Genomic DNA, 24103 nt, shown 5'->3' on the forward strand with positions numbered 1-24103 from the left:
GCTGACCCTGTTACGTATAAACCGCCGCGCATCCACGGAACAACATTGAGGCACGTTACCAGAGAACGGTACCGACAGACACCACGATGGCCGACACCAACGCAACTCCCGGAACCGACGCCAACTCGGGCGCCGATCCCGACGAGGTGGCGTCTCGAAGCGCGTTCGCGCCAGTCCTCGAGCGGGTCCGATCGCTCGAGGTCGACGCCAGAGAGATCGAAGCCGCGATCGCGGGCGGGATCGCCGGCGGATTCCAGGCGGCCCTGGTCCTGCAGTTGCACGACACCGACGCGATCCGGGAGATCGGGTCGATCTTCGGCGTGCCGACGCTGAACGGGGGGTGGCTCGCGATGTTCGCCCTTGGGGCCCTCTTCGCGCTGCCGTTTAGCCTGTTCGTCGCGAGCTCGATCGATTCGTTCGTCTCGAAGGTGATGATGCTCTCGAGTCGCAACGACTACCTCCGGAAGCTCCTCGTGCCGCTACTCAAGCGATCCGCGCTCACGACGACGACGCTCGGACTCGGCAACGGCTACGGGCTCGCCGTGGGCGTGCTCTTCTCGCTGTTCCTGATGCCGGCGTGGCAGACGGTCGTGATGGGCGTCCCAATGGCGATTCCCAATCTCACGGGTGACGGACTGTTCGGCGTGATCGCGTGGACGCTGTACGGCGGGACCCTCGGACTCGTGTACGGACTGATCATCGAACACTGAGTTCTGCCGTCCTCTCGAGCGATCGGAAACGGAAAACGCGAAACCGGGTCGCCGGCGGTTCGAACAGAGATGCGCTCCGAATGCGAGTTCAAAAGATGAACCGCGACTCGACGTCGGCGGAGATCTCCGCGAGATCGACCGCCGCCTCGGAGTACTGCAGGACCTTCTGCATGCTGCCGTCGATCTCGAACTCGCCCGCCATCAGCATGTTGATGACGTCGCCCTCGCCGCGAACCAGTTTCGCCCACGTGCCGTACTCGCCGATGAGCCGAAATCCGTACTCGCGGTCGTCGATGTCCAGAAGCGTATCCACCCCGTTGCACTTGCCGTCGTAGAGGTCGAGGTACGCGTAGATAATCCCGTCGTCGGCCATGTTCTCCTCAAGCTGGGTGATCAGATCGCTGACGATGTCCGGTAGTGCGCCCCGAAGCTCCGGCCACATTCGTTCGGGGAACTGTCCCATCGTCATTTCTTTGACCTCGGCAGTGAGACGCTCGTCGAGCGATCCGTTCCTGGACTCGACGCTCTCACGTACCTCCGCCGGTGCATCGTCGAGGATTGCCTCGAGTTGATCCTCCGAAAGCGTCGCGAACTCCGCCTCGGTCGCCTCAACGAGTTTCGACGGCAACTCCGCGACTGTGGTGGACTCGATCGGCACGTTTTCGATCTGGAAGACGAACGTTCCGTCGAAGTCGACGCCCCATCCGGCCGAGTGGTCAGCGTACGCGTCGCTGTCGTTGATGGCCGCGCGGTACTGCTCGAGCCACGGTTCGGTCGGGAAGTACTGTTCGATCGGTCGGTGTTGTTGCGTGCTCATGGTGGTTCTCGGGTCACAGCGACCCGATGTACAGCCATGCTCATTGTGAACGATTGTTGTGATTCCCCCGATTATCCGAGGGAGTTTATCAGCAGTACAGGAGAAAATCTCGAGCTTGATCCCAAAATAAATCCGACACAATCCATTAAGTGGCAGTGTCTAGTTAGGCCAGTTCGAGGAACGAGAAGGTCGTTGAGGTAGTTCGGAAAATGCTCGCAGACTTGCTTAGCGAGTCCTAGACCAGTCGGGAGAACGTCAGAGAGTGTCTTGAACATCTCGTACACTACTACAACACACAGCGACCATCAGTCACTCAGCGGACAGACGCCAGCGGAGGTGCTAAACTAGACAGTATCCTTTCTTGGTTCTACCGATGAACCATAGCTTCAAGCATGACAGGTTAGAACGAGCTACTAATGGACGAACCGACTGTCTTCGAACATGTCGTTGCCGACCTGTACGAGCGCGATTATCAGCCACTCGTCCACATTCCTGGGTCTCACCAGGAGACCTACGCAGGGGTCCTCGAGAAATGTGAACCGCACACGATCACGATCGGTGGTCGCTATCCGGACGTTATCGGGTTCACTAACGCTGATCGGGTCTTCGCAATCGAGGTCAAGGGCTCGACCAACATACTGCGAGGGATTGGCCAGGCGCTAACCTACCAGCAGGGCTCTCACATCTCGTATCTGGCCGCCGCTTCGGATGCCGTCGATCCACACACAGATATGCTGCGCTCGAAAGGTGTGGGCGTGATCAGCACCACAAATGACGGTACCACACACTGGGCAAACCCACCGGCCAGCGAAGCGCACGAACAGGTCGTCGACATCGAAGGCCAACTCTCCGTTCGCCTTCGCCGGAGCGACATTTCGGGCGACATCGCAATGTTGTCACTTGCCCAGCCACTGAACTACCTTGCTCCTGCCGTTGCAATCGCCACCAACGGACCGCTCGCAGATGACGAACTCGTCGATTTGCTTGAGGAGAAATACGGATTCAGAGCCGGTAAGTCAGCACTCTCTGGAGCCTCATCTCTTGGGTTAGTCGAACGCAAAAGCGATGATCGCTACCGATTGACTGATCAGGGCAACCTCGCTGTCGCGGTACTTCAGGGGGATCGAATCGCTGATCTGACGGATCTCGAAAGCGTGAAACACTCAGTACGTGGCTCGACTGTCGTCGATAGCCAGCGACCACTCGCAATCCTATTGCGCAACTGCTTCGAGCGCCATCCCGAGTTTCGGCTTCTCCTCGATGCGCTGCGGAAGGAAGGGCCTCGAGTTTACTTCCCAGATCTGCTTGAGCGATTGGTCCACGAGTATCCGAACGTCTTCCTCAGCACGTTCTGTACCCGGAGTGGTCGGACTCGGGCTCGGGAACTCATTGAGGCTGGGCGTACTGAGCGGATCTATACTGATGAAAGCGTGTGGAAAGACATTGTCCGGTCGAACGTGTTGTTCAACTTCGTCCAGCAGCTCAAGCACATCGGTATTCTGGCGCCAGAGACGCGGAGTCACAGTGGTGCGATGAGTGCGTACGATTCTGACGAGAAGCCGTGGATTCTAGCTGTAGAGTAAGCGGTTGATTGCATTTCAACGGCGGATATGGTGGTCAGGAGTTCTACAACAGATCACGACAGACGCTCAAAGCCATTGATTGTACCATCTGAGCCGCTCCCCGATCATCAACCCATCTAGTGGGAATCGGGTTTCGACATTGTGTTCCTCCAAGTGCGGAAGAAGTGAGTACGGTTCACCTTGTGATCCTCCCATCTAAAGGATAAATGTGAACAGCAGAATTGAATTACGTCGCAGTTAATAATTCGTGGAATGCTGTCCAGCAGATCGATCATGATGCTCCAATAGAGTTCGACGCACCGGTCGGTAACAATACTCGGAGGCCGCTCGGCTTCTAGAAGTTGATCACATGCAGGGTGTCCTTTGACGACGAACTCTCCGTTGACCATCACGTATTGAATTCCAACCGGGTAGACGTCCGGATCGACGAACGAGCCGCCCTGTGCGACGGTATCCGGATCGAAGACGGTGAGATCCGCCCAGACCCCTTCTTTCAGCACGCCGCGGTCTTCGAGATCCAGCCGCGCTGCCGGTTGCCCGGTCATCTTGTGGACCGCCGTCTCGAGCGAAATGATGCCGCGTTCGCGGACGTAGTGGCCGAGTACCCGAGGGAACGTTCCGTAACTTCGCGGGTGTGGCACGCCGTCGCCGAGGGGCCCGGTCGGTTTCATCGAGTTGCCGTCGCTTCCAATCATCGTGAGGTCGTGAGCCATGACCGCCTCGACGTCCGCATCGTCCATACAGAAGTGGATGTGTTTGGTCCGGCACCGGTCCGCTACGAGGAGGTCGATGACGATCTCCGCCTGTTCATCGGTGTCCGTCTCTCTCCGTCGAATCGGGAGACGGACAACGGTCGGTGCGGACAGCAGACGGCTGCGCCCGACGGTCCGCTCGCTCGTGGCGACCGGTGACTGACTGCGACCTCGAGTAGACGGTCCGCTGTGGTTCCAGTGACGGCGATGGCGACCGTGTACGCTCGTGCTCGAGTACCTTCCTCGAGTAAGGACAGTACGCGCGTCACGACTGAATTGTCGTCGCCACCCTTCGTTTCAAAGCGACGGGTATCGTCAGTCGCCGTCGCGGATAGGCGTGTCGGGAACGACCTCGGGATCCGGGACGACGCCGTGTCCGGGGCCGGAGAGTTCGTGCGTCGGCCCCGTCGGAACGTCGGTGATTCCCCGTTCGAACGAGTGGTTGCCGTCGAGGTCGACGTACGAAAAGTCTCCGAGGCCGGCGACCAGGTGCGCGCTGGCGTGGAGTCCGAGAGCGCTCTCGAGCATGCAGCCGATCATCACTTCGAGGTTCGCGCCGCGGGCGATTTCGGCGATGGCAGCGCCGCCGGTCAGCCCCGATTTCGCAGCCTTGATGTTGATGACGTCAGCGGCGTCTTCTGCCGCGATACGATGCGCGTCTGCGGGTGTGAAGACTGCTTCGTCGGCAGCGACTGGTATAGGGACAGTTTCGGTAACCCGTTTCAGCCCGCTGATGTCCTCTCGGTGGACGGGTTGCTCGAGGAGTTCGAGATCCAGACCTCTCGTCGCCGCTCTCTCGGCGAACTGAATCGCCTCCTTCGGCGACCACCCCTGATTCGCGTCGACCTTGATCTCCGCGTCGGGTGCGACGTCGCGGACGGCAGCGACGCGCTCGATGTCCGACTCGACGCTCCCGCCGACCTTGACCTTGATTTCGTCGAAGCCCGCCTCGAGCGCAGCCCTCGCTTCTTCGGCTGCGGTCTCCGGATCGACGATCGAGACCGTCAGATCGGTTCTGACGGGACGCGGACGGCCGCCGAAACACTCCGCGAGGGCGATACCCCGCTCCCGACAGTAGGCGTCGTATAGTGCCGTCTCGAGTGCCAGCCGCGAGGAGACGGCCTCCGGAAGCGCCGCATCGAGTTCGGCGACGAGTTTCCGACGATCCCGCAGGTCTCGTCCCTCGAGGACCGACGTTCCAGCGGTGGCGCACGCGACCGCGCTATCGGCGGTTTCGCCCGTGATCGATTCGAGCGGAGCGCCTTCTCCCCAGCCGACGGCTCCCGATTCGGTCTCGAGTTCGACGAGCACGTTCGTCGCCCGATGTTTCGATCCGAGTGAGATCTCGAAGCTATCCGTCAGCGGAAACTCGACAGCGTAGACGTCGACGCGGTCGACGATCACGGGTGGCCCTCCGAGAGCAATCGCCTCGCCCCCGTCATCGAGTCGTCGAGCGATTTGAGATACCGATCGGAGTCCGGATCGAGGCTGTTGATGGTTACCTCGTCGTCGCCGCCGTACGCATGGATGTACTCGGTCCCGCCGAGGCTGATCGCGACGTGTCCCGGGAAAAAGAGGAGGTCGCCGGGTGCGAGGTCGGCTCGATCGACGTCCACGCCCATCGTCTCCTGTTGGTCCGCATCTCGTGGAAGCGAGAGGCCGATGGTGGCGTAGGATACCCAGACCAGCCCGGAACAGTCGATTCCCTCAATCGTCAATCCGCCCCACTCGTAGGGCGTTTCGAGGAACTGCCGTGCGACGGCGACGACGTCGTCGCCCGTTCCTACCGGCGTCATTTCACCAACAGCGGAGGCCGGAAGCGTCATCCGAGCGCCAGTCCGGAACGAGACGGTAACGCGATCATCGTCTCGAGACTCGAGTCGGCAGTCAGTGCCGGCGGGAACGGTCCTCATCGAGGTATCAGACGTCTCGACCGGCGTGGCCGGGACAGCGGTGATCACCGCGTCTGCGACCCACTCGTCCTGTGCGGTCCCTCCGACGTCCGTCAGCGCAGTCGCGTCGACCCAGCCGAGGTAGTTGCCGGGCGTCCGTACCCGATGCCACCTATCACGCTCGTCGTACGCAGTCACGGCAGCCCCGTACAGTAGCTGCGTGACCTGTTCAGCATCGTCGTCCGGCGCGCCGAAGACGGGAAGCACGCGGCGATCGGTCGTTCGCGGCTCGGCGTGGTCTTCGAGTACGGAGAGATTATCGTGAATGTCGCGCGCACTCGTCCGGTCGACCGTCTCGAGGAGGCAACGACGGACCCTATCGGTCTGTACAGTTCCTGAGAGGACGACCGTTCCACGATCCCTCGTTGTGACGTCAACCTCGAAACAGGCGACGCGCTCGTCCGGGGCGTACACGGTCTTCGCTCGCTGAACGCCGAGGCGTTCACTGGAGGTCATCTGGCACCACCGATTTTGCGATGACGTCTTTCGCACGCTCTGGTCGGCGGATTACGTCTACATCCCCGTCTGACCGGACGAGCACCACCGGGGGCTTCGGTTGTGCGTTCGTATGTGAGGCGCTGCCGAGCGAGTACGCACCAATTCGGTCGATCGCGAGGTAGTCGCCGCGCTCGAGCGGCGGTAACGAAATGCCTTCTGCAATGACGTCGCCGGAGTAACAGAGCGGTCCGGCGACGTCGTACTGCTCGCTTCGCTCGCCGTCTTTGAGAGCATAGATCGGATACGGCCAGTACGACGACAACGCGTTCGTTCCGGCGTCGAGAACGGCGAAGTCCGTGTGTGGCGTCTCCTTGACGACGCCGACGGTCGACACCAGGGTACCGGCATTGCCGACGAGTCGCCGACCCGGCTCGAAAAACAGCGTGGGAAGCGACAACTCGAACTCGGCGGCGGTCTCGCGAACCGTCGTCGCGATCTCCGCGACGATCTCCTCGGTATCCGGAACCGGGTCATCGTACTGGATGGGGAAGCCGCCGCCGAGATCGAGGACGTCGATCAGGACGTCGAGCTCGTCCCGTATCTCCGCCGCGAACGCGAGCATTTCGCGGGCGGCAACGTTGTACGGTTCGATGCCACGGATTTGACTACCGATGTGGAGCTGGACGCCGGCAAGCTCGACTGCAGGGGACGATGCGGCACGTTCTGCGACCTCCATCGCCCGCCCGGAGTCGATATCGAGACCGAACTTGGTTTCCCGCGTCGCCGTCGCTACCTCGGGGTGCGTCGGCACCTCCATCGCGGGATTCCCGCGGATCAACACCTTCGGTCGCGTTTCCGTTTTCTCCGCCACGTCGAGTAACCGCTCTAGTTCAGTCGCGTTGTCGACGAGGAGGTACTCGACGCCGAGCGAAAGCGCTCGCTCGACGTCCTCGGGACGTCGATTCATTCCCGTCAGCAGTAACTCGCCGGGTTCGTAGCCGGCTTCGAGGGCTGCCGATAGTTCGCCGTAAGCATACGCCTCCGCGTGACAGCCCTCGTTCCGAAGCACTCTGAGAACCCCCGGATTGTAGTTCGATTTGACGGCAAAATGGATGACTGAGTCTGAATACTGTTCGTCGAGTGCGTTCCGCAGCGTTCGATAGTTCTCTCTGATATCGTCCTCGAAGAAGACGTATACCGGCGTCCCGTATGGAGAGAGTAGCTCGGATGCGATTTCGGTGAGCCGTTCCTTCCGGGCTCCTAATTCCATTACTCGCTATGTCACAGAGTACCGGGGAAAGTTTACACCCTCGCATGCTAGACGCTCGCGTTCGTTGGCGTTAACGGACCGCGAAATCACGAACCAGAAATTGCGTGTGGCTACGTCAGCGGTCCGAATCCGTCCGGTGACCGTCGATGGTTCGTGTTCTGTTCGTAGGCGTAGGCGAGCTCGAGTAACCGGGGTTCGGCGAATCGGCGACCCAGAAATTCCACGCCCACAGGGAGTCCGTCGTCGGTGAATCCGGCCGGAACGACGATCGAGGGGAGACCCGTGTTAGCGGCGAGTTCACACGACAGTTCCTCGAACGGCTGATGGTCCGGGATCCGTACTGGCGGGATCGTCGACGGCGGATACAACAGCGCGTCGAGGTCGTGTTCGGCCATCCGATCGAGTGTATCGGTCCTGAGTTCTCGCCGTCGCTCGAGCCGACGGAGGTACCCGGTATCCTGCTCCAGCGCCTCGGTATCGATAGCCAGCATGATTCCTTCCTCCAGTCGGGATTGAACTGGCGGCGCGATCACCTCCGCTTCGAGAATCTCCCCAATAGTTTCGTAGGGTGCGTCGTCCCCTAACCCTGCCAGGTAGCGATTGATGTCTCGTTTAAACTCGTAGCCGATGACCCGGGCGGAGGCGAGATAGTCCAAGTCGATGATTTCGACCGGGTCGACGACCGTCGCTCCGGCCGCCTCCAGGTCCTCGAGCGCGCGCTTGATCACGGAGGTCACCGCAGTCGCGGCGTCCCGAGAGGCGCTCTCTTCGTTCTGCAACCCGAACAACTCCCTTACGACGCCGATACGGGCACCCTCGAGACCACGTTCGTCGAGGTGGGAACCGTATCCCGTATCGGGGACATTGCCCACGCTCACTGCCGTGTCCGGATCGTCCGGATCATAGCCGGCCATCACGTCGAGCATCCGCGCAGCGTCGGCAACGGTTCGGGTGATGGGCCCCGCCGTGTCCTGCGTCTCGCTCAGCGGCACGATCCCGGTTTTGCTAACCAGTCCGCTGGTCGGTCGGAGTCCCACGAGGTTGTTGAACGCGGGTGGCGACCGAACGGACGAACACGTGTCAGTTCCCGTTCCGACCGTGCCGAGGTTTGCGGCGATCGCCGCCGCCGTTCCGCCGCTCGAGCCCGACGGACGCCGATCCAGCGCGTAGGCGTTTCGCGTTTCACCGCCAAGCGAACTGATCGTATCGACGCCGAAGGAAAACTCCTGTAAGTTCGCTTTGGCGAGGACGATCGCGCCCGCTTCTCGAAGCCGTTCGACGATGAACGCGTCCCGCAGCGGGACCGATTCAGCGAGGGCAACCGATCCGGCCGTCGTCGGCATGTCGTCCGTGTCGTGATTGTCCTTCAGAATGGTCGGGATGCCGTGGAGCGGGCCGACGAAACCGTCGGATTCGAATCGAGCGTCGAGCTGTCTCGCTCGTTCGGCGGCATTCGAATTGACCGTGAGAATCGCGTTCAGTTCGTCGTCGTACTGCTCTATTCGGTCGAGGTATCGTTCGACGATCGATTCGGCAGTGAGCAACTCCATCTCGATACCTTCGTGGAGTTCCTCGATCGTCGCCTCGACGACGTCAATATCCCCGTCAACGGGTGTCGAAGACATGTACTGTAAACTGGTACCGTCGCGATTACTAAATAGTCCACTGCACGTATATATCGTCTACAACCTCGTGTTCTGATGGCGTCTGCTGCCGACTACTGACGTAATCCAACCCAGTATACCAATATGTTAAACGATACGTTCGACCGTAAATTTTTATACGTAGCGTGGCAACAATAGGCACAATCTCCCTCCTATGAAAAAACGGATCGATTTGACGCTGTGGCACAAGCCGTGCTGGATGCTGTCGATAACTCGCGAGTATCCGTCGGCCACGCTCGTTATCACCGATATCTGTTCGGACGGGACCGACATTCTGGCGACGCTGGTCGTCACCGGTGAGGGCGACCTCGACCTGCAAGCAGTCGCAGAAACGGTTGCGACGTACCCGGCCGTTCGAGCGACGGACCTCCTCGAGACGGGCTCTTGCCACCTCCGCTTTCACGCGCGTTTCGATGCGACGAGTTCGGTCTACGACACGATCGTGGAATCGTCACTGACGCCCATCGGTGAAATTCGGATCACCGACGACACAGAGCACTGGACGTTGCTCGCCGACGGCGAGGCGATCAGTTCCGCTATCGCCGACCTGGAAGCGGTCGCTGACGTCGACGTTCGCCGCGTCGTCGACTACGAACCCGACGCATCAACGAATTATACCCTCATCGACGCACTCAGAGACGACCTCTCCGATCGGCAGATGACGTACCTCCTCTCGGCGGTCGAGGAAGGGTATTACGGCTGGCCACGCGACGTCGCTGCGAAGGATCTCGCCGAAAAACACGACGTCTCCGGTCCGACAGCACTTGAGCACCTTCGAAAAGGTGAAGCGATGATCCTCAAACGAGTACTCACCACTGTCAAAGAAGAGGAGCGGAACGAACTCTCGCTCCGCTAGGAGTGTGGTTACTCGCCGGACCGAGCCGTTCGGACCGTTTTGTATTGGTGAGTGTCGATGAACAAGCGATTGCAGCGGTTTTGTCGACCCCAGAGAACCCCGCTCGTATCTGAGATTGCGATCCGTTCCGCAGCTTCGAAGAGAAAATCCACACGCTTCAGAGTGAGAAGTACGTCAATCGAGGTCGGCCGCTTCGATAATCTCTCCGACCAGTTCGTCGATTCGTTCCGTGGCCGTCGCCTCGCACTCACCGGTGAGATTCGAGAGGAGACAGGAGAAGACTACCGCGGGCTTGCCGTCGTGGTCTTCGACATATCCCGAGAGCGTCCGAACGCCGGTCAACGTACCTGTTTTGGCTCTGACCGGAAGCGACACGTCCGTGAGTCGATTTTCGACCGTCCCTTCGGTGCCGGCAAGCGGGAGGGATTGACGGTACTGTTCGCCCCAGGGCTGTTCGAGACACCACTCGAGGACCGCGCTCACACTCGAGGCCGACAGCAGGTTGTACCGTGACAGGCCCGAGCCGTCGCAGAGTCGAGCGGCATCGCTACCATGATTCGTGAGAAACGCCTCCGCGTGTTCTCGCCAGGCGTCCCACGAGCCCTGCCCCTCCAGTTCCAGCGCGATCGTCCGCGCGAGCTGTTCGGCTACGAAGTTGTCCGAGGTGACGAGCATGTCACGTACGAGCGTCGAGAGCGGTGCCGACTCGACGGTCACACACGGGGCCCCGTCCGTCTCGACCGAGTCCTGTTCGATTCGTATCCAGCCATCGATATCGATCGACTTCGCCTCGAGCGCGTCTCGCAGAAGCGAGCTCGCGTGCATCATCGGATCGTCGACGGGACTGGCTTCGACAGCCGTCTCGCCCGGCGGGATCTCACCTTCGACTCGAATGACTTCGGAGGCACGTTTCTTGTACACCTCGAGTCGTTCGGTTGGTCCCGACTCGACGTCGGACTCGATTCGCACGATTTCGGACGTCGGCGACGCGTCGACCGTCACCGAATCGGTACGATGGCTGACTGTGATGTCGACCGTGTTTCGCTCGATCGCAAGCGGCGTGCTCTTGGCACCGTAAGCGAACTGTCCGTCGTCCCACGTCCAACCTGGACCGAGTGACTCTCGATCGAACGCCGAAGCGTCGACGACGATCTCACCGGCGATGGTCTCGATTCCCGCTGCAGCGACTCCGTCGGCGATCGTCATGAGGTCCGCCTGTGAGACGTCCGGTGCGCCTCGTGCGGTGAGGACGAGATCGCCGAAGAGGTGTCCGTCCCTGATCTCGCCGTCCGCATGGACCGTCGTCTCGAATCGGTAGGTGGGCCCCAATTCGGCGAACGCTCTCGCCGCCGTGACGAGTTTCGCGTTCGACGCCGGCAACTGCGGAACCGTCGGATTGATCGCGACTATCGGTTCGTTCGTACGCAGATCGGCGGCATACACGCTCGCACTTATTCGGTCCAGGTCTGGCAGCACCGATTCGACATGGGATCGCGTGTCGGTCTGCCCATCAAGACTCACGATCCTCACCTCGGTCGTCGAAGTTGATGTGGCACGCAGCGGCGCGGTCGGAATGCGTCGTGGGCTCGAGTGGCGGCGGATTCGACTGGCAGATCGATTCGTGGCCTTCGAGGACCTCCCTGGCGGATTCCCACTCACCCTCTAACGCGCGTTCACTAGCCTGCTTGGCGTCTTCGCGTGCCGTGGCCGGAACTCCGTCCGAATCGCCGAGGTACGCGTCGACGACATCGACCGCACCGTCAGCAGCGGTGTCAATCCCCCTGTTACGAACGTCGGACAGGAGATTCTCGTACGCTTCGTATCCGTCTGCGGTAAAGCCGTCCGGGAGGATGAACGATGGACAGCGAGTGTGGAATCGACAGCCTCGCGGGGGGTCCGAAGCACTCGGGACGGTTCCACCGAGCGTCGACTGAACGCCCGGCTGATCCGGGTCTGGGTTTGGGACTGAGCGCAAGAGCGATCTGGTGTACGGATGGTGCTGCTCTGTGAATAGCGCTTCCGTCGGGGACAGTTCGACGAACTCGCCGAGGTACATCACGGCGACCCGGTCTGCGATGTACCTGACGACGCTCAGGTCGTGCGAGATGAGGAGGTACGTGAGTCCGTACTCTTCTTGGAGATTGTCCATCAGATTGAGAATCTGTGCCTGGACGCTGACGTCCAGACCGCTGACCGGTTCGTCAGCGATCACGAGGTCGGGGTTGACCGCCAGTGCTCTCGCGAGGTTGATTCGCTGGCGTTGCCCGCCGGAAAACTCGTGTGGATACCGGTCGTAGTACTCTCGCTTGAGACCGACCTGGTTGAGTAACTCGAGCGAGCGCTCCTGGCGTTTCGATTTCTCCCACCCGGCGCCCTCGAGCGGATCTTCGATGATGCGTCCGACTTTCCGTCGACCGTTTAGGCTGGATTGTGGGTCCTGAAACACCATCTGCGTCCGTTTTCGGAACTCGGATTCGTCGATTTCGTCGGTCCGCTCGCCATCGAACCGAATCTTCCCCTCGGTCGGTTCCTCGAGGCCGACTATCGTCCGTGCCAGGGTGGACTTTCCACATCCGGACTCGCCGACCACACCGAGGGTCTCACCAGGTTCGACCGTGAAGTTCACTCCGTCGACGGCTTTCACGCTCGACTCGTCGAACCGAACGGGGAATCCGTTCGAGTCGCGGTCGAAACGAATCGACGCGAAGAGACCGGAGTGAACCGGAAAGTGTTTTTTCAGGTCTCGGACCTCGAGCAACGGTTCTCGGCCATCGACGCGATCGATTCGCTCGTCCGTACTCTCACGCTGTTTACTGGTGCTCATACGTACCTCCGGAGTGGTTCAGTCATCGGCAGTTTCTCCATCCATCGTCTCGGTACCCTGTTCGTGCAATGCGGGCTTCTTTCGTGTAACAGTCTCGTCGTAGAGAAGGCACGCGACCTCGTGGTGGCTGTCGTCGCCAACGTCGTAGGACGGCGGGATCGCTTTCGGACAGTCGTCGAATGCGACCGGACAGCGAGTGTGGAACCGACAGCCCGATGGTGGCGCCATTGCGCTCGGCATCGTTCCGGCGATCGGATTGATTTCGTCGAGCGTCTCGTCCGGCGTCACCACCGAGTTGAGCAAGGACTGCGTGTAGGGGTGTTTCGGGTTCCGGTACAGTTCCTCGTACGGTGCACGCTCGATCAGCTTGCCGAGGTACATCACGCCGACGCGGTCGCACACCTCTCGAACGACGCCCAGGTCGTGCGTAACGTAGACCATGCTCGTCTCGTACTTCTCCTGAATCTCGTCGAACAGCTCGAGGATACTCGCCTGAATCGTGACATCGAGTGCCGTGGTCGGCTCGTCGGCGATGATCAGCCGTGGGTCGCACGCGAGCGCCATCGCGATCATCGCTCGCTGTTGCATCCCGCCGGAATACTGGTGCGGATATTCGTCGACCCGCTGTTCGGGATCCGGAATACCGACGTCGTCGAGTAGTTCGATCGTTCGCTCCCTGGCCTCTGCTGGCGATCGGTCCGTGTTCTCGACGATGACTTCCTCGATCTGGTCTCCAACGGGAAAGACGGGGTTGAGCGCCGACATGGCATCCTGAAAGATTATCGAGATCTCGTTTCCTCGGATCTCCCGTCTGAGTTCGCGTTCGGAAAGATCGGTCAATTCACGACCGTCGAATCGGATGCTGCCGTCGACGATCCGGCCCGGATCGCGAATCAATCCCATGAGGCTCTTGACTGCGACACTTTTACCGGCCCCGCTCTCGCCGACGATTCCGAACGATTCGCCGGCGTCGACCTCGAAGGTGACACCGTCGACGGCCTGAACGATCCCGCCGGACGTGAAGAAGTACGTCCGCAGGTCCTCGACTTCGAGAAGACTCACTGGCGATCACCGCCGTCGTACACGCCCGACCCACCGTCCGTACTGGTCGGTGACCGACCGTCGCCCTCGAACTCGCCGAATCCATACTCACTGTTCGGCTCCGACGGGAACTCGTCGAGATCGAAGTCGTCGATCCCGACGTCTTCGACGGTCATCTTCGGGTCCATTACGTCTCGCAATCCATCGCCGAGCATGTTGAATCCCATGACTGTGAGGAAGATCATTAGACCGGGGAACAAGGCGACCCACCAGGCGACGAGCAGCGCCGTTCGACCGTCGGCGAGCATTCGACCCCAGTCGGCCGTTGGTGGCTGAACGCCGAATCCGAGGAATGACAGTGCGGCCGCCCCGATAATGATGGTACCCATCGAGAGCGTCGCCTGAACCACAACCGGGGCGAGCCCGTTCGGAACGATCTCTCGAAAGAGGATCGTTCGCCGTGGAAGCCCCGCGAGCTTCGCCGCTTCGACGTACTGTCGATCGCGCAAGGAGAGTACCTCCGAACGCATTACCCGTGCGTACGCCGGGATACCGACGATACCGTACGCGATGAAGAGGTTGTAGATGCTCGGCCCGAAAATCGCCATGAAGATCATCGCGAGGACGAGGCCGGGAATCGCGTACAGGACCTCGACTGATCGCATCAGGCCGTCGTCGACGTAGCCACCGAAGTACGCGGAGACCGAGCCGATAACGACTCCGCCGACGAAGCTGATTCCGACGGAAACGATACCTATCGTAAGCGCCGTTCTACTTCCGTAGATGAGACGCGACAAGACGTCGCGTCCGTACTGATCTGTTCCGAGCGGGTGCGCTGACGAGGGTTCCGCGTACCGCATGCTCTGATCCATCGCGTACGGGTCCGCGTGGATCCACGTGATGATAGCCCGGTCGAACAGGAAGCCATCGATGGCGGAGAATACCGCCATCAGGACGAGCACCCCGATGATGCTGAGTCCGACGATCGACGTCGGACTGTGCCTGAGTTTCAGGATCGTCGTGGCGTAACCGCTTTTCGTGTCGAGCTCTGCTCTCTCCTCACGCGTTCTCTCGTGACTCATCCGTCCTCACCCCGTAACGGAGTCGAGTGGTGACCGCTCGAAATCGTAATCGGTGTTGTGTCAATCATATTTGATCCGTGGATCGATGTACGCGTACGCGATGTCGGTAATCACGACGCCGATCAGGAATATCGTCGAGAAGAACAGCGTCACACCGACGGCGACGGAGTAATCGTGATCGATGAGCGAGTCGAAGAATAGCCGTCCGAGACCGGGAATGGCAAAGATTTCTTCGACGATGACGCTTCCGCCGAGCAACGTCGACAGTTGGAGACCGACGATCGTGATGAGCGGCAACAGCGCGTTTCGAAACGAGTGACGGACCAAGATCTTTCGCTCCCGAATTCCGTAGGCACGAGCCGTTTCGACGTAGTCCGTGCGGAGTTCCTCGATCATGCTCGAGCGAGTCATTCGCATGAGCAACGCGGTCTGCGCCGTCGCGAGCGTCATGACGGGCATGATAAGTAACGTCGCAGACTCGACCGGGTCGATGAACGGCGAGGTGTATCCGGATGCGGGAAGAAGTCCGAGGTGGTACGTCAACACGTATATAAGCATCAACGCCAGCCAGAAGTTTGGCGTCGAAATCCCGGCTAATCCGGCGAATCTCGACACGTGGTCGCCGGCTTCGTTGTGGCGGGCGGCGCCGTATATCCCGAGTCCGATGGCGACCGGTAGCGCCACGATGTACGACAGTCCCATGACGACGAGCGTCGGCTCCATGCGCTCCCAGATGAGATCGGATACCGGCCGGTTGTAGACGAACGATTGACCGAGATCACCCTGTGCGAGTCGCCAGATGTGCTCGAAGTACTGTTCGTAGAGCGGTCTGTCGAAGCCGTGGCTCTCGATCAGTTCGTCGGCCAACTCCTGTCCCGGCTCGGTTCCGAGGTACAGGCGAACGGGATCGCCCGGCAACGCGTGAATCATGACGAATGTCAGCGTTACAATTCCGAACAGGACGGGAACGAGTTGGACGAGCCGCCGGAGGGTATATCGAGATAATCCCATTATTACCTGGTTGGCATCCTCGTCTCGGCTCGGTTCAGTTGTCGACCGTGGCTTGCTGCCACTCGTTGAACGCTTCTTGTTCTCCGAACGGCGTCGGTTCGTACCCCTCGACGGACGAGTGCACGCCGGTCGCGCTCTCGGCGGAGTACACGCCGATAATGGGGTACAGTGGCATCAGGAGATCGACGGCCTCGACGTAGTAGTCGTAGCGTTCGTCCCTGTCAGTGGTCTCTCGAGCGGCACGGACGATTTCGTCCAGGCGTTCGAGATCCTCGAGGTGCTCGTCTTCTCCGCGTTTTCTCGCGCCCTCGTAGAGGTAGCCGATCGACGAGTGGCCGACGACGTCGTCGCTCATCCCGCCGTCGTCGTTCACGAGATCACGAAACATGTAGTAGTAGTACCCGTCAGGATCGTCGTCGCCACCCCAGCCGTACGTGGTGATATCGAAGTCGCCGGTATCGAGAGATTCGAGCCACTCGCCGTCGGAAACCTCGCTGACCGTCGCGCTAATACCGGCCTCTTCGAACTCGTTCTGGAGGACCGTCGCCCGTCCGGTCGTTGCCTCACCGGACATTGCGGTGATTTCGACGTCGAAATCGGTCCCGATCCCCGCTTCCTCGAACAATTCGAGGGCACGATCGTAATCCTGTTCGGGATAGTACTTCTCTTCCCACTCGTCGGCCGGGAAGTCCCACGCGTCGATGACGCCCTGGGGCATGTGCCCCCAGTTTCGACTACCGAGATCGCCCACGGCTCCCGTCATCAGGTCGTCGTAATCGATGAGATAGTGGAGCCCTTCGCGTGCCCTGACGTCCTCGAACGGTCCCTCGAGACAGTTGACGGTGAACCCCTGAAAGTCGAAGTTGTCGAGCTGATAGACGTCGATATCCTCGTCATTTTGCGCTTCGTCGAGCAATGTTTCCGTCACGCCGGACCGGTGGATACTGCCGTCCGCCAGTTCGACGTAGCCGACTTCCGTCTCCGGGATGATTCGGTACTCGAGCCCGTCGAGTTCGGGTTCGCCGAGGAAGTACTCGTCGTGGCTCACGAGTTCGACGCTGGCAGACGGTTCGTGATTCTCGAGTTTGAACGGACCGCTCCCGACCGGATTCTGTGCGAACTCCTCCTGGCCCATCTCTTCGGCGGCTTCTTTCGACACGATCGCCGCGTTCATTTCCGTAAGGGTTCGCTCCAGGAGTCCCGACGGATACTCGAGGTGGAGTGTTGCCTCGAACTCACCGGTCGCTTCGACTTCGTCGATGAACTCGACGTTCGAGAGGTTTGGCGAGTCGTTGTCCGGGTTTCGGACCCAATTGAGCGAGTACGCGACGTCTTCGGCGGTCAGCTGCGTGTCGTTGTGGAAGTAAACGTCGTCGCGGATGTTGGCGACGAACGTCGTTTCGTCGACCTCCTCGAGTTCGCCGTCTGCAAGGTGTGGGACCGTACCGTTTCCGTCCGGCTTCATCATGAGGAGCGAATCGAACATGTAGTGGGCAGCGGAACTGTACCACGCCATCTGATTCATCCGCGGATCGAAGGTCTCTACTTCGTCGGACGTGGCGATTCGGAAGGTCCCCCCGTCTCCGCTGTCGTCTGGATTCGCTCCGAGACATCCCGCGAAAAGCCCGGCGGTCCCGGCGGCCGCCATCGATTTAACGAACCTACGCCGATTCAGGTCTGAAGTAACGCGTTTCTTGTTCATTGCGAACAGTCCTCAGTGTGTTACCTTCTCTCTTCATTACAGGAAAATAGACACACCCTATCATGCTAGACCACTACTCGACCGGTTCGATCTCAGCCGTATTTCCACGTAGCATCCTCGAATTTGCTAATCGTCGACGAAACAACAAGCGTTCTCGCTGCTCGTTCGAGCGGCGTGCCGATGCCCCAAGAGCTACCACGGCTGACCTAACACGCTATCCATGGATATCGATCGAGCCGAACTAGACCGTCTCGTCGCTGCTCGTGGCGGGCCTGGACGAGAATATCACGTCGCTCGAACGTTCGAGGAACTGATCGAACCGTACGTCGACGAGGTTTCGTGGGACGCGATGGGGAACGTGGTCGCGACGAGTTACGGCGACGGAGACGACGAAGAGGTCATGCTCGCCGCTCACACCGACGAACTCGCGTTCCTGATCGACGCGATTTCCGACGATGGGTTCTGTTCGTTCTCGATGCTCGGCGGTCACTATCGAGGGTATTTGCTCGGTCAACAAGTGCGCGTCGGACCAGACGAAGTCCCGGGCGTCATCGGGGCCAAGCCGCGACACTTCATGGACGCCGAGGAGAAAAACGCTCTTCCAGAGACCCTTCACATCGATCTCGGCGCACGGAGTCGAGCGGAAGTCGCTGAATTGAACGTCGAACCCGGCGATCAGGCGACCTGGGACCGCGAACTGACGACTCTCGCCAACGGGCGAGTCACGGGTCGAGCGCTCGACGACCGAATCGCCCTCGCAATTTTAGTCGCTGTCGCGCGAACCGCCGAACCCGATAGAACGGTCCATTACGTCGCGACCGTCCAGGAGGAAGTCGGCCTGCGGGGCGCCCGTGCCGCGGTTCACGACGTCGATCCCGACGTCGCCGTCGCCCTCGAGATCTTTCCGACTGACGACTACCCGATCGACGGCGACCGATCGGTCGACGTCGAACTCGGAGCGGGTCCCGTCGTCGAATTTGGCGACGGGACCTCGGAGTACCTCTTCGGCGGCGTCCTCGTCGATAGACAGAGCCTCGAGTGGCTGAAACGGGCCGGCGAAACCGCCGATGTGTCTCTCCAACACGACCTCATGATCGGTGGAACTACCGACGCAACCGAGTTTCAAAGCGCCGGTCGCGGACGTCACGCCGGGGCAATTGCCGTTCCCTGTCGGTACACCCACTCACCAGTCGAACTGATCGACCTCGCTGACGCCGAGAAAACGGCCGCCATGCTCGTAGCCGCACTCGAGTCCCCGTTTCCGGAGCGAACTGACGTCCGTGGTCGACTGAACCGTTAACTCGTCCACCCTGGAAGACGATAGCGAATAGCGAGACGTCGGAGCGGAAAGAGCATTCTAGCTTCGGCAACGAATCTTCCGCAAACCCTGGGTTAGACGTTCATATTGATTGAGAATTCGAATATTATACGATCATGATACGCCTATGCAAAAGCGAATAGTGACAGTGCGGGAGTTATCCTATTCGATCTAATGCGTTCTGTCAATCTTCGACTGGAGCCTGATCGTACTTCATCGTCGTCTCCGGGCTCTTGTGTCGGAGCTGTGTCTGTGCGGCTGCCAGATCCTCTTCACGCGTCATATACGTCCCCGTCGAGTGGCGGATGGTGTACCAGCTCATCTTCCGGTTTTCGTAGTCAATGCCAGCGATCTCACACAGTTGGTGGAGGATGCGTCGAAGCGACGCGGATCCGTACGGGTTCCCCTCGCGTGTCAACCACAGCTCATCGCGTCCGTTGTACAGATCGTATGTTGCTCGTTGGTCGAGCCATCGCTCGAGCATACTGACAGAGCGCTTGCTGAGGCTGACGCGCCAGTTGTCTTCGTTCTTGGAGCTATCCTCGATCGGAATGCGCAAAATCCCGTTTTCCAGATCGACCCATCCGGCCACGGACCGCTCGACTTCAATGGGCCGTAACGCGGCGTCGAGGCTGACGCTGACAAGGCTGGGGATCTTCCAGCTATTCGCACGCTTCCAGTCGCGTTTCGTGATCTCCTCAACGGGTTTCTCGAACCGCTGGGCGAGATAGGCGTTAGTCTCGCTGCGTTCCCGTGGGCTGACGTTGTTGTAGGACGGGATGCTCCCGTACTCCAACGCCGCTTCGCGGATGAGTTTTCGCTCCTGTAGCGTGAGATAATCGCGCGGCGTTGTCGTCCCGTCGTTCGAACTGAACGTGATCGTGGGCTCCCATTCCTCGCCACCGCGCTCGTAGGCACGCCACTTGAACAGCATCCGCACGGCCTTCTGACACAGGTCGCGGTGGGTGTCGCTACACTCGGCGTAGGCCAGTTCCTGCATCCATGCATCCGCGTGGTCGTGCGTGACTGCCGTCGTGTACTGGCCATCGCAGTCCCAGACGAATCGGCAGAACTGGTCCATCCGGTAGATCCGGTTTTTGACCGTACTCTCTGCGTAGCCGTTCGCTTTCTCCGGCTCGATGCCGAACGTGAGCAGCCACTTGACCATCTCCTCTCGCTCGGTTCGGTAATCGATCAGTTGCCGTTCGCCGAGTCGGTCTTCGGTCGGGCCCGGAACGAGCGTGAACTCGCTTAGATCCATCGCTCTCCCTCCCGAACGAATCCTGCGAATCGGATTGCAGGGCAAATAGTCGGAATCGCTATACGGCGTCGGGGTAACCCGACCATCTCAATCGCATTGCCTTCGAGTTTCATGCTTACGTGAGGTTAGCACGGACTCGAAATCGGGAGACGGCGTCGGGAAAAGGATGCTCCGTCAGGGATTCGAACCCTGGTCATTGCCGTGAGAGGGCAATATGATTGGCCGGACTACACCAACGGAGCGGGTTTGCAATCTATGCTTGCCGAGAAGACTGTTTAAGGGTTGCGTTTCATCGGTACTGTGACCAGCCGTCGCATGCGCGGATCACTCCTCGAACGGCGATCTGGCCGCCTCCGGTTCGAATCCCTCGAGGCTGATGATGTTCTCCCGACCGACGCGAAGTTTGCTGATGGTACCGTCGGATTCCATCTCCGAGAGCAACATGCTCACCTTCGACTTCGACCAGCCGGTTTCGTCGACGATGTTGACCTGTTTCATTCGGCCACCTCGCTCTCGAATGAGTGAGATAACCCGATCCTCATCGCTGAGGAGTTCGTCGTCCGGTATCGGCTGGGCGGACGATTGGTCGGGTTCTCGAGTCGGCTCGGGGCGTGTATCCGGATCCGATTGGTCTGTCCTCGACAGGAGGCCGTACCGGGAGATACCGGCAGCGAGGAGACCGAACAAGATCGCACCGCCAGCGAGTGCCAGTGCGATGGTGGATATCGGGAGCGCCGACTCGTTTTCTGTGTCCCCGTCTGGTTCGACCGATCCACCCGCCGATTCGGTCTCGAAAATGACGCGTGGCTGACCGGCCAGGAACTGTTTTCGGCCGGTCCAGGTGACCGAATCACTGGCTTCGAGGGACGATGCACTGAGCTCGCCGGCCGGTTGGACGTCGGCGAACCGCAGGTCGTCACCTGTTTCGATGACGAGTGTCTGGTCGGAGGAGATGACGAAGTTCCCTTCGAACACGTCGCCAGCGACGACTTCGCCGTCGTTTACCTGCGCGAATCCGTTCCACGTGAACGACATCTCGACGACGCCTCTCGTATTGAACCGCTGTTCGATTCTGGCTGTTCGGTTGAAGTCGGTCGCCTTCATTTCGCGATCGGTCTCCTCTCGACCGATGGTGAGGAGGGCGTTTGCCTGGTCCTTGAAGTCCGTGTATCGTTCCGTCTCTTCGGACTCGAACTCTTCGGCGAACGTCTCGAATTCCGCCTCAGCCTCGTCGTCCTCGAGAATGCGTTCGTATCGGAACGTCCAGATGGCCGATCCGTCGTCGTTGACTGTGACGATGAACGTCGTCGTTTCGAAGCCCTGCTCCTGGAACGAGGCGGCGGTGTTCGCGAATCGATCCTCGCCAGCGCCGAACGCTGGCTGTCCGGTGTCCATACCCGGTTGCCGCTCTCGTTCGACCGCGGTGGTCGAATCGTCGGCGGCCACCAGCGTTCCGCCACCGATTGTGGCGACGAGGAGAGCGATCACGAGGATCCCTGTTCGAAGAGCCGACCCGTTCATTCGTCTCTCTTGTACGTGCTCTCAGTAAAAGACCTTGTGAATGTCGATTCCACTACGGTACGCACCCCAACCGCCTGAAATCACGTGTCGATACGCACAAAGTGGCCCGAGACGTACTTGCTGGCGATGATCGCAAATCTCGCTGCAGGCAAGCAGGTGTTCACGAGCAACGCCTTCCTGGTCACTGGCGATCGGACCGTCCTCGTGGATACGGGAGCGAACTTCGACGTCGTCGAGGCGATCCGCGAACACGTCGACGCGCTCGATGCCGTGGTGCTCACTCACACCCACCCCGATCACGTCGGTAATCTCGAGGCCGTCGCGACGGCCTTTGACGTCGACGTCTGGGGGTTCGACGTGTCGGCCGACGGCGTCGACCACGAACTCGCGGACGAGGCGACGGTCGTCCTCGGCGACGACGAGTACGTCGCGTTGCACACGCCTGGCCACAAGGACGATCACCTCTGTCTGTACGCACGCGAGACAGGCGTGCTGTTCGCTGGCGACCTTGTCTTCCAGAACGGCGCGTTCGGGCGAACCGACCTCCCGGAGGGTGATCGATCGACGCTCATCGACAGCATCGGTCGGCTACTCGAACGAATCGACCCCGGACTCGAGGCGCTTCACGTCGGTCACGGGCCGAGCGTCACCGACGGGCCGTACGAACACGTCGAACTGGCGAGTCGGATGGCCAGGCAGGCCTGACAGCGCTCGCTGGCCTCACTGGTCTCGCTGGTCTCCTCGATGTTCAGGATTTGAGGCCGTAGTAGCCCGGTTCGTCGTCGGTTCGCGGTTCGCCCACCACCAGGTCCTCTGCGTTGGTCATGATCCACGGAATCGCCCAGTCGAGGAGGATGTCCTCCGTCTCGCGGTCGATTTCCGCGTTCGGATCCAGCCCCTGCAAGAGCCGGGCAATTTCGTAGACGCTGTACATCTGGTCGTCCTCGAGGAGTTCCTCGGGCGTGTAGAAGTCACACGGCGGCAAGGTGTCGAATTCGTCCTTTGGAACGGGCATACCTCGACTAACGGGCCTCGCGGCTAAACGGTGTGGGTTTCGACGTTCGTCGCTCGAGGCGAGTCGCTCTAAGCGCGTCCCTTCACGCGCGTCGCTACTCGCTCGCTGTCGGTGCCAAAAAAGTGCGATGATGTACGGAGTCGTCGCTTACTCGAAGTGGTCGAGACACGTCTGGTACTCCTCGGCGACGGAGTCCCAGTTGACGACGTCGAAGAAGCTGTCGATGAAGCTTCCACGGTCCGGGCCGTAGTCGTAGTAGTACGAGTGTTCCCAGACGTCCAGCGCGAGGATGGGGTGAGCGCCCCAGAGCGCGTGGAGGTCATGCCGATCGACTTTGAGGTTGCGGAGCTGCTTCGCGACTGGGTCGTAGACCAGAAGCGCCCAGCCGCCGGCGGCGCCCGCAGCGGCCTTGAACTCGCCCTCCCAGGCCTCGTAGGAGCCGAAGTCCTCCTCGATGCGGTCGGCGAGGTCACCCTCGGGTTCGCCGCCGCCGTTCGGGGACATGTTCTCCCAGAACAGCGTGTGGAGGTAGTGTCCACAGCCGTTGTGCGTGACGTTCTCCAGCGCTGCCGGCGTCGAATCGAAGTCGCCGTCCTCGCGGTTCTGTGCCAGTTCCTCCTCGGCCGAGTTCAGGCCGTTGACGTACCCCTGATGGTGGGTGTCGTGGTGCCAGGTTACGACCTGTTCGGAGATGGATGGCTCGAGTGCGTCGTAGTCGTACGGCAGTGGTGGCAGTTCGTGGTCAGTCATTGGTGAACACCGGTTGGGCAATCGACCGCTGACCTGTTAAACATTGAGGAGGGAAACGCTATCACACCCCACAATCTATCGGCTTCGCTGACCGTCACCATCTCCGACGTATCGCCGTCGAGAGCGGAACTATTGAATCGACTCCTTGTGGTAGGCGTGCTCGAGCCACTCCTCGAGTGACGGCTGGGACCAGTACCTGACCGTCTGGCTCCGCGGGTCGTGGTCGATCACGCCAGCATCCTCGAGTTTTGGAAGGTGAACGTGTCTGAGTCCCGCGGTAATCTCGGACCGTCCGTCCGCCGAACAGTCGCTCCGGCCGTCGTTGGTATGTACGTAGTCGGCGATCTCGTCGACCGACGCGACGCCGTCCGATTGCTCGGACAGGTAATAGAGCGCCTGGCGACGACGACGGCTCGCGAGCAGTTCAAAAACCAGGTCCAGTGAGGGCGTCGTATAACATGCTCGAGCCGTGGATCCCTTCTCCCTGTTACTCATTTACAAACCACCTACCGTAACTTAACATTCGAAACCACCAC

The 24103-nt window shown here is 60.3% G+C and carries 22 protein-coding genes, 1 tRNA gene and 1 pseudogene; 6 read left to right on the plus strand and 18 right to left on the minus strand.

The window, feature by feature from the left end; all coding sequences use genetic code 11:
• Positions 1-86 precede the first annotated feature (86 nt).
• Entirely contained in the window at positions 87-710 is a 624-nt protein-coding gene (locus AC6I65_RS08050) for a hypothetical protein (RefSeq protein WP_497901406.1), read from the plus strand.
• A gap of 88 nt (positions 711-798) precedes the next feature.
• Here the strand turns inward: AC6I65_RS08050 and AC6I65_RS08055 are convergent, their stop codons facing one another.
• Positions 799-1527, minus strand: coding sequence for an SCP2 sterol-binding domain-containing protein (locus AC6I65_RS08055; RefSeq protein WP_497901407.1), 729 nt, complete (start codon positions 1525-1527; stop codon positions 799-801).
• A gap of 242 nt (positions 1528-1769) precedes the next feature.
• Between AC6I65_RS08055 and AC6I65_RS08060 the strand changes: the two are divergent.
• Positions 1770-1875, plus strand: a pseudogene (locus tag AC6I65_RS08060) (integrase core domain-containing protein); the annotation flags it as partial.
• A gap of 68 nt (positions 1876-1943) precedes the next feature.
• Complete coding sequence (locus tag AC6I65_RS08065; RefSeq protein ID WP_497901408.1) at positions 1944-3110, plus strand: hypothetical protein; 1167 nt, start codon at positions 1944-1946, stop codon at positions 3108-3110.
• Positions 3111-3226: 116 nt separating this feature from the next.
• Here the strand turns inward: AC6I65_RS08065 and AC6I65_RS08070 are convergent, their stop codons facing one another.
• From AC6I65_RS08070 to AC6I65_RS08090, 5 genes are all read right to left on the minus strand, one after another.
• Entirely contained in the window at positions 3227-3850 is a 624-nt protein-coding gene (locus AC6I65_RS08070; protein ID WP_497901409.1) for an amidohydrolase family protein, read from the minus strand.
• Positions 3851-4177: 327 nt separating this feature from the next.
• Positions 4178-5266, minus strand: coding sequence for a dipeptide epimerase (locus AC6I65_RS08075; RefSeq protein ID WP_497901410.1), 1089 nt, complete (start codon positions 5264-5266; stop codon positions 4178-4180).
• On the minus strand, positions 5263-6270 hold the full coding sequence (locus tag AC6I65_RS08080; RefSeq protein ID WP_497901411.1) for a C40 family peptidase: 1008 nt from the start codon (positions 6268-6270) through the stop codon (positions 5263-5265). The genes AC6I65_RS08075 and AC6I65_RS08080 overlap by 4 nt, the downstream gene beginning before the upstream one ends.
• Complete coding sequence (gene lysA, locus AC6I65_RS08085; RefSeq protein WP_497901412.1) at positions 6257-7522, minus strand: diaminopimelate decarboxylase; 1266 nt, start codon at positions 7520-7522, stop codon at positions 6257-6259. Before lysA ends, AC6I65_RS08080 begins: the two co-directional genes overlap by 14 nt.
• 110 nt (positions 7523-7632) lie before the next feature.
• Complete coding sequence (locus AC6I65_RS08090) at positions 7633-9147, minus strand: amidase family protein (RefSeq protein WP_497901413.1); 1515 nt, start codon at positions 9145-9147, stop codon at positions 7633-7635.
• Positions 9148-9340: 193 nt separating this feature from the next.
• Between AC6I65_RS08090 and AC6I65_RS08095 the strand changes: the two genes are divergently transcribed.
• Positions 9341-10042 (plus strand): helix-turn-helix domain-containing protein, encoded by a 702-nt coding sequence (locus AC6I65_RS08095; protein WP_497901414.1) that lies wholly within the window; start codon positions 9341-9343, stop codon positions 10040-10042.
• 174 nt (positions 10043-10216) lie between these two features.
• On the opposite strand, the gene dacB is transcribed toward AC6I65_RS08095, so the two are convergent.
• The 6 genes from dacB to AC6I65_RS08125 are packed head-to-tail and all read right to left on the minus strand — an operon-like array spanning position 10217 to position 17648.
• Positions 10217-11563, minus strand: a complete 1347-nt coding sequence (dacB, locus tag AC6I65_RS08100; RefSeq protein WP_497901415.1) for a D-alanyl-D-alanine carboxypeptidase/D-alanyl-D-alanine endopeptidase — start codon at positions 11561-11563, stop codon at positions 10217-10219.
• On the minus strand, positions 11553-12866 hold the full coding sequence (locus AC6I65_RS08105) for an ABC transporter ATP-binding protein (RefSeq protein ID WP_497901416.1): 1314 nt from the start codon (positions 12864-12866) through the stop codon (positions 11553-11555). The genes dacB and AC6I65_RS08105 overlap by 11 nt, the downstream gene beginning before the upstream one ends.
• Positions 12867-12884: 18 nt before the next feature.
• Positions 12885-13928 (minus strand): ABC transporter ATP-binding protein, encoded by a 1044-nt coding sequence (locus AC6I65_RS08110; protein WP_497901417.1) that lies wholly within the window; start codon positions 13926-13928, stop codon positions 12885-12887.
• Positions 13925-14989, minus strand: a complete 1065-nt coding sequence (locus AC6I65_RS08115; protein WP_497901418.1) for an ABC transporter permease — start codon at positions 14987-14989, stop codon at positions 13925-13927. Before AC6I65_RS08115 ends, AC6I65_RS08110 begins: the two co-directional genes overlap by 4 nt.
• Positions 14990-15049: 60 nt before the next feature.
• Positions 15050-16000, minus strand: a complete 951-nt coding sequence (locus AC6I65_RS08120) for an ABC transporter permease (protein WP_497901419.1) — start codon at positions 15998-16000, stop codon at positions 15050-15052.
• A gap of 34 nt (positions 16001-16034) precedes the next feature.
• Complete coding sequence (locus tag AC6I65_RS08125) at positions 16035-17648, minus strand: ABC transporter substrate-binding protein (RefSeq protein ID WP_497901420.1); 1614 nt, start codon at positions 17646-17648, stop codon at positions 16035-16037.
• Positions 17649-17922: 274 nt separating this feature from the next.
• Here AC6I65_RS08125 and AC6I65_RS08130 point away from each other — a divergent pair, with 274 nt between their 5' ends.
• Positions 17923-19002, plus strand: a complete 1080-nt coding sequence (locus tag AC6I65_RS08130) for a M42 family metallopeptidase (RefSeq protein ID WP_497901421.1) — start codon at positions 17923-17925, stop codon at positions 19000-19002.
• Between the two features lie 202 nt (positions 19003-19204).
• On the opposite strand, the gene AC6I65_RS08135 is transcribed toward AC6I65_RS08130, so the two are convergent.
• The 3 genes from AC6I65_RS08135 to AC6I65_RS08145 all read right to left on the minus strand — a co-directional run bounded on the left by AC6I65_RS08135 (position 19205) and on the right by AC6I65_RS08145 (position 21802).
• Positions 19205-20281 (minus strand): tyrosine-type recombinase/integrase, encoded by a 1077-nt coding sequence (locus tag AC6I65_RS08135; RefSeq protein ID WP_497901422.1) that lies wholly within the window; start codon positions 20279-20281, stop codon positions 19205-19207.
• A gap of 167 nt (positions 20282-20448) precedes the next feature.
• A tRNA-Glu gene (locus AC6I65_RS08140) sits at positions 20449-20523 on the minus strand.
• 82 nt (positions 20524-20605) lie between these two features.
• Positions 20606-21802, minus strand: coding sequence for a DUF4897 domain-containing protein (locus AC6I65_RS08145; protein WP_497901423.1), 1197 nt, complete (start codon positions 21800-21802; stop codon positions 20606-20608).
• Between the two features lie 126 nt (positions 21803-21928).
• Here AC6I65_RS08145 and AC6I65_RS08150 point away from each other — a divergent pair, with 126 nt between their 5' ends.
• The gene (locus AC6I65_RS08150) at positions 21929-22507 is read left to right on the plus strand and encodes an MBL fold metallo-hydrolase (protein WP_497903179.1); all 579 of its coding nucleotides are present in this window, start codon (positions 21929-21931) and stop codon (positions 22505-22507) included.
• Between the two features lie 43 nt (positions 22508-22550).
• Here AC6I65_RS08150 and AC6I65_RS08155 read toward each other — a convergent pair whose 3' ends face one another.
• The 3 genes from AC6I65_RS08155 to AC6I65_RS08165 form a co-directional block, all read right to left on the minus strand.
• Positions 22551-22817, minus strand: coding sequence for a DUF5827 family protein (locus AC6I65_RS08155; protein WP_497901424.1), 267 nt, complete (start codon positions 22815-22817; stop codon positions 22551-22553).
• A gap of 147 nt (positions 22818-22964) precedes the next feature.
• Positions 22965-23567 (minus strand): superoxide dismutase [Mn], encoded by a 603-nt coding sequence (sod, locus tag AC6I65_RS08160; protein WP_497901425.1) that lies wholly within the window; start codon positions 23565-23567, stop codon positions 22965-22967.
• A gap of 129 nt (positions 23568-23696) precedes the next feature.
• Positions 23697-24062 (minus strand): winged helix-turn-helix domain-containing protein, encoded by a 366-nt coding sequence (locus AC6I65_RS08165; RefSeq protein ID WP_497901426.1) that lies wholly within the window; start codon positions 24060-24062, stop codon positions 23697-23699.
• Positions 24063-24103 lie beyond the last annotated feature (41 nt).

Source organism: Natronosalvus sp. KLKA75 (assembly GCF_059736265.1).

Bases quoted from the DNA above. Each gene is read 5' to 3' on its own strand.
- AC6I65_RS08050 (WP_497901406.1), top strand. From the start codon at position 87: ATGGCCGACACCAACGCAACTCCCGGAACCGACGCCAACTCGGGCGCC.
- AC6I65_RS08055 (WP_497901407.1), bottom strand. From the start codon at position 1,527: ATGAGCACGCAACAACACCGACCGATCGAACAGTACTTCCCGACCGAA.
- AC6I65_RS08065 (WP_497901408.1), top strand. From the start codon at position 1,944: ATGGACGAACCGACTGTCTTCGAACATGTCGTTGCCGACCTGTACGAG.
- AC6I65_RS08070 (WP_497901409.1), bottom strand. From the start codon at position 3,850: ATGGACGATGCGGACGTCGAGGCGGTCATGGCTCACGACCTCACGATG.
- AC6I65_RS08080 (WP_497901411.1), bottom strand. From the start codon at position 6,270: ATGACCTCCAGTGAACGCCTCGGCGTTCAGCGAGCGAAGACCGTGTAC.
- lysA (WP_497901412.1), bottom strand. From the start codon at position 7,522: ATGGAATTAGGAGCCCGGAAGGAACGGCTCACCGAAATCGCATCCGAG.
- AC6I65_RS08090 (WP_497901413.1), bottom strand. From the start codon at position 9,147: ATGTCTTCGACACCCGTTGACGGGGATATTGACGTCGTCGAGGCGACG.
- AC6I65_RS08095 (WP_497901414.1), top strand. From the start codon at position 9,341: ATGAAAAAACGGATCGATTTGACGCTGTGGCACAAGCCGTGCTGGATG.
- AC6I65_RS08105 (WP_497901416.1), bottom strand. From the start codon at position 12,866: ATGAGCACCAGTAAACAGCGTGAGAGTACGGACGAGCGAATCGATCGC.
- AC6I65_RS08115 (WP_497901418.1), bottom strand. From the start codon at position 14,989: ATGAGTCACGAGAGAACGCGTGAGGAGAGAGCAGAGCTCGACACGAAA.
- AC6I65_RS08120 (WP_497901419.1), bottom strand. From the start codon at position 16,000: ATGGGATTATCTCGATATACCCTCCGGCGGCTCGTCCAACTCGTTCCC.
- AC6I65_RS08125 (WP_497901420.1), bottom strand. From the start codon at position 17,648: ATGGCGGCCGCCGGGACCGCCGGGCTTTTCGCGGGATGTCTCGGAGCG.
- AC6I65_RS08130 (WP_497901421.1), top strand. From the start codon at position 17,923: ATGGATATCGATCGAGCCGAACTAGACCGTCTCGTCGCTGCTCGTGGC.
- AC6I65_RS08135 (WP_497901422.1), bottom strand. From the start codon at position 20,281: ATGGATCTAAGCGAGTTCACGCTCGTTCCGGGCCCGACCGAAGACCGA.
- AC6I65_RS08145 (WP_497901423.1), bottom strand. From the start codon at position 21,802: ATGAACGGGTCGGCTCTTCGAACAGGGATCCTCGTGATCGCTCTCCTC.
- AC6I65_RS08150 (WP_497903179.1), top strand. From the start codon at position 21,929: ATGATCGCAAATCTCGCTGCAGGCAAGCAGGTGTTCACGAGCAACGCC.
- AC6I65_RS08155 (WP_497901424.1), bottom strand. From the start codon at position 22,817: ATGCCCGTTCCAAAGGACGAATTCGACACCTTGCCGCCGTGTGACTTC.
- sod (WP_497901425.1), bottom strand. From the start codon at position 23,567: ATGACTGACCACGAACTGCCACCACTGCCGTACGACTACGACGCACTC.
- AC6I65_RS08165 (WP_497901426.1), bottom strand. From the start codon at position 24,062: ATGAGTAACAGGGAGAAGGGATCCACGGCTCGAGCATGTTATACGACG.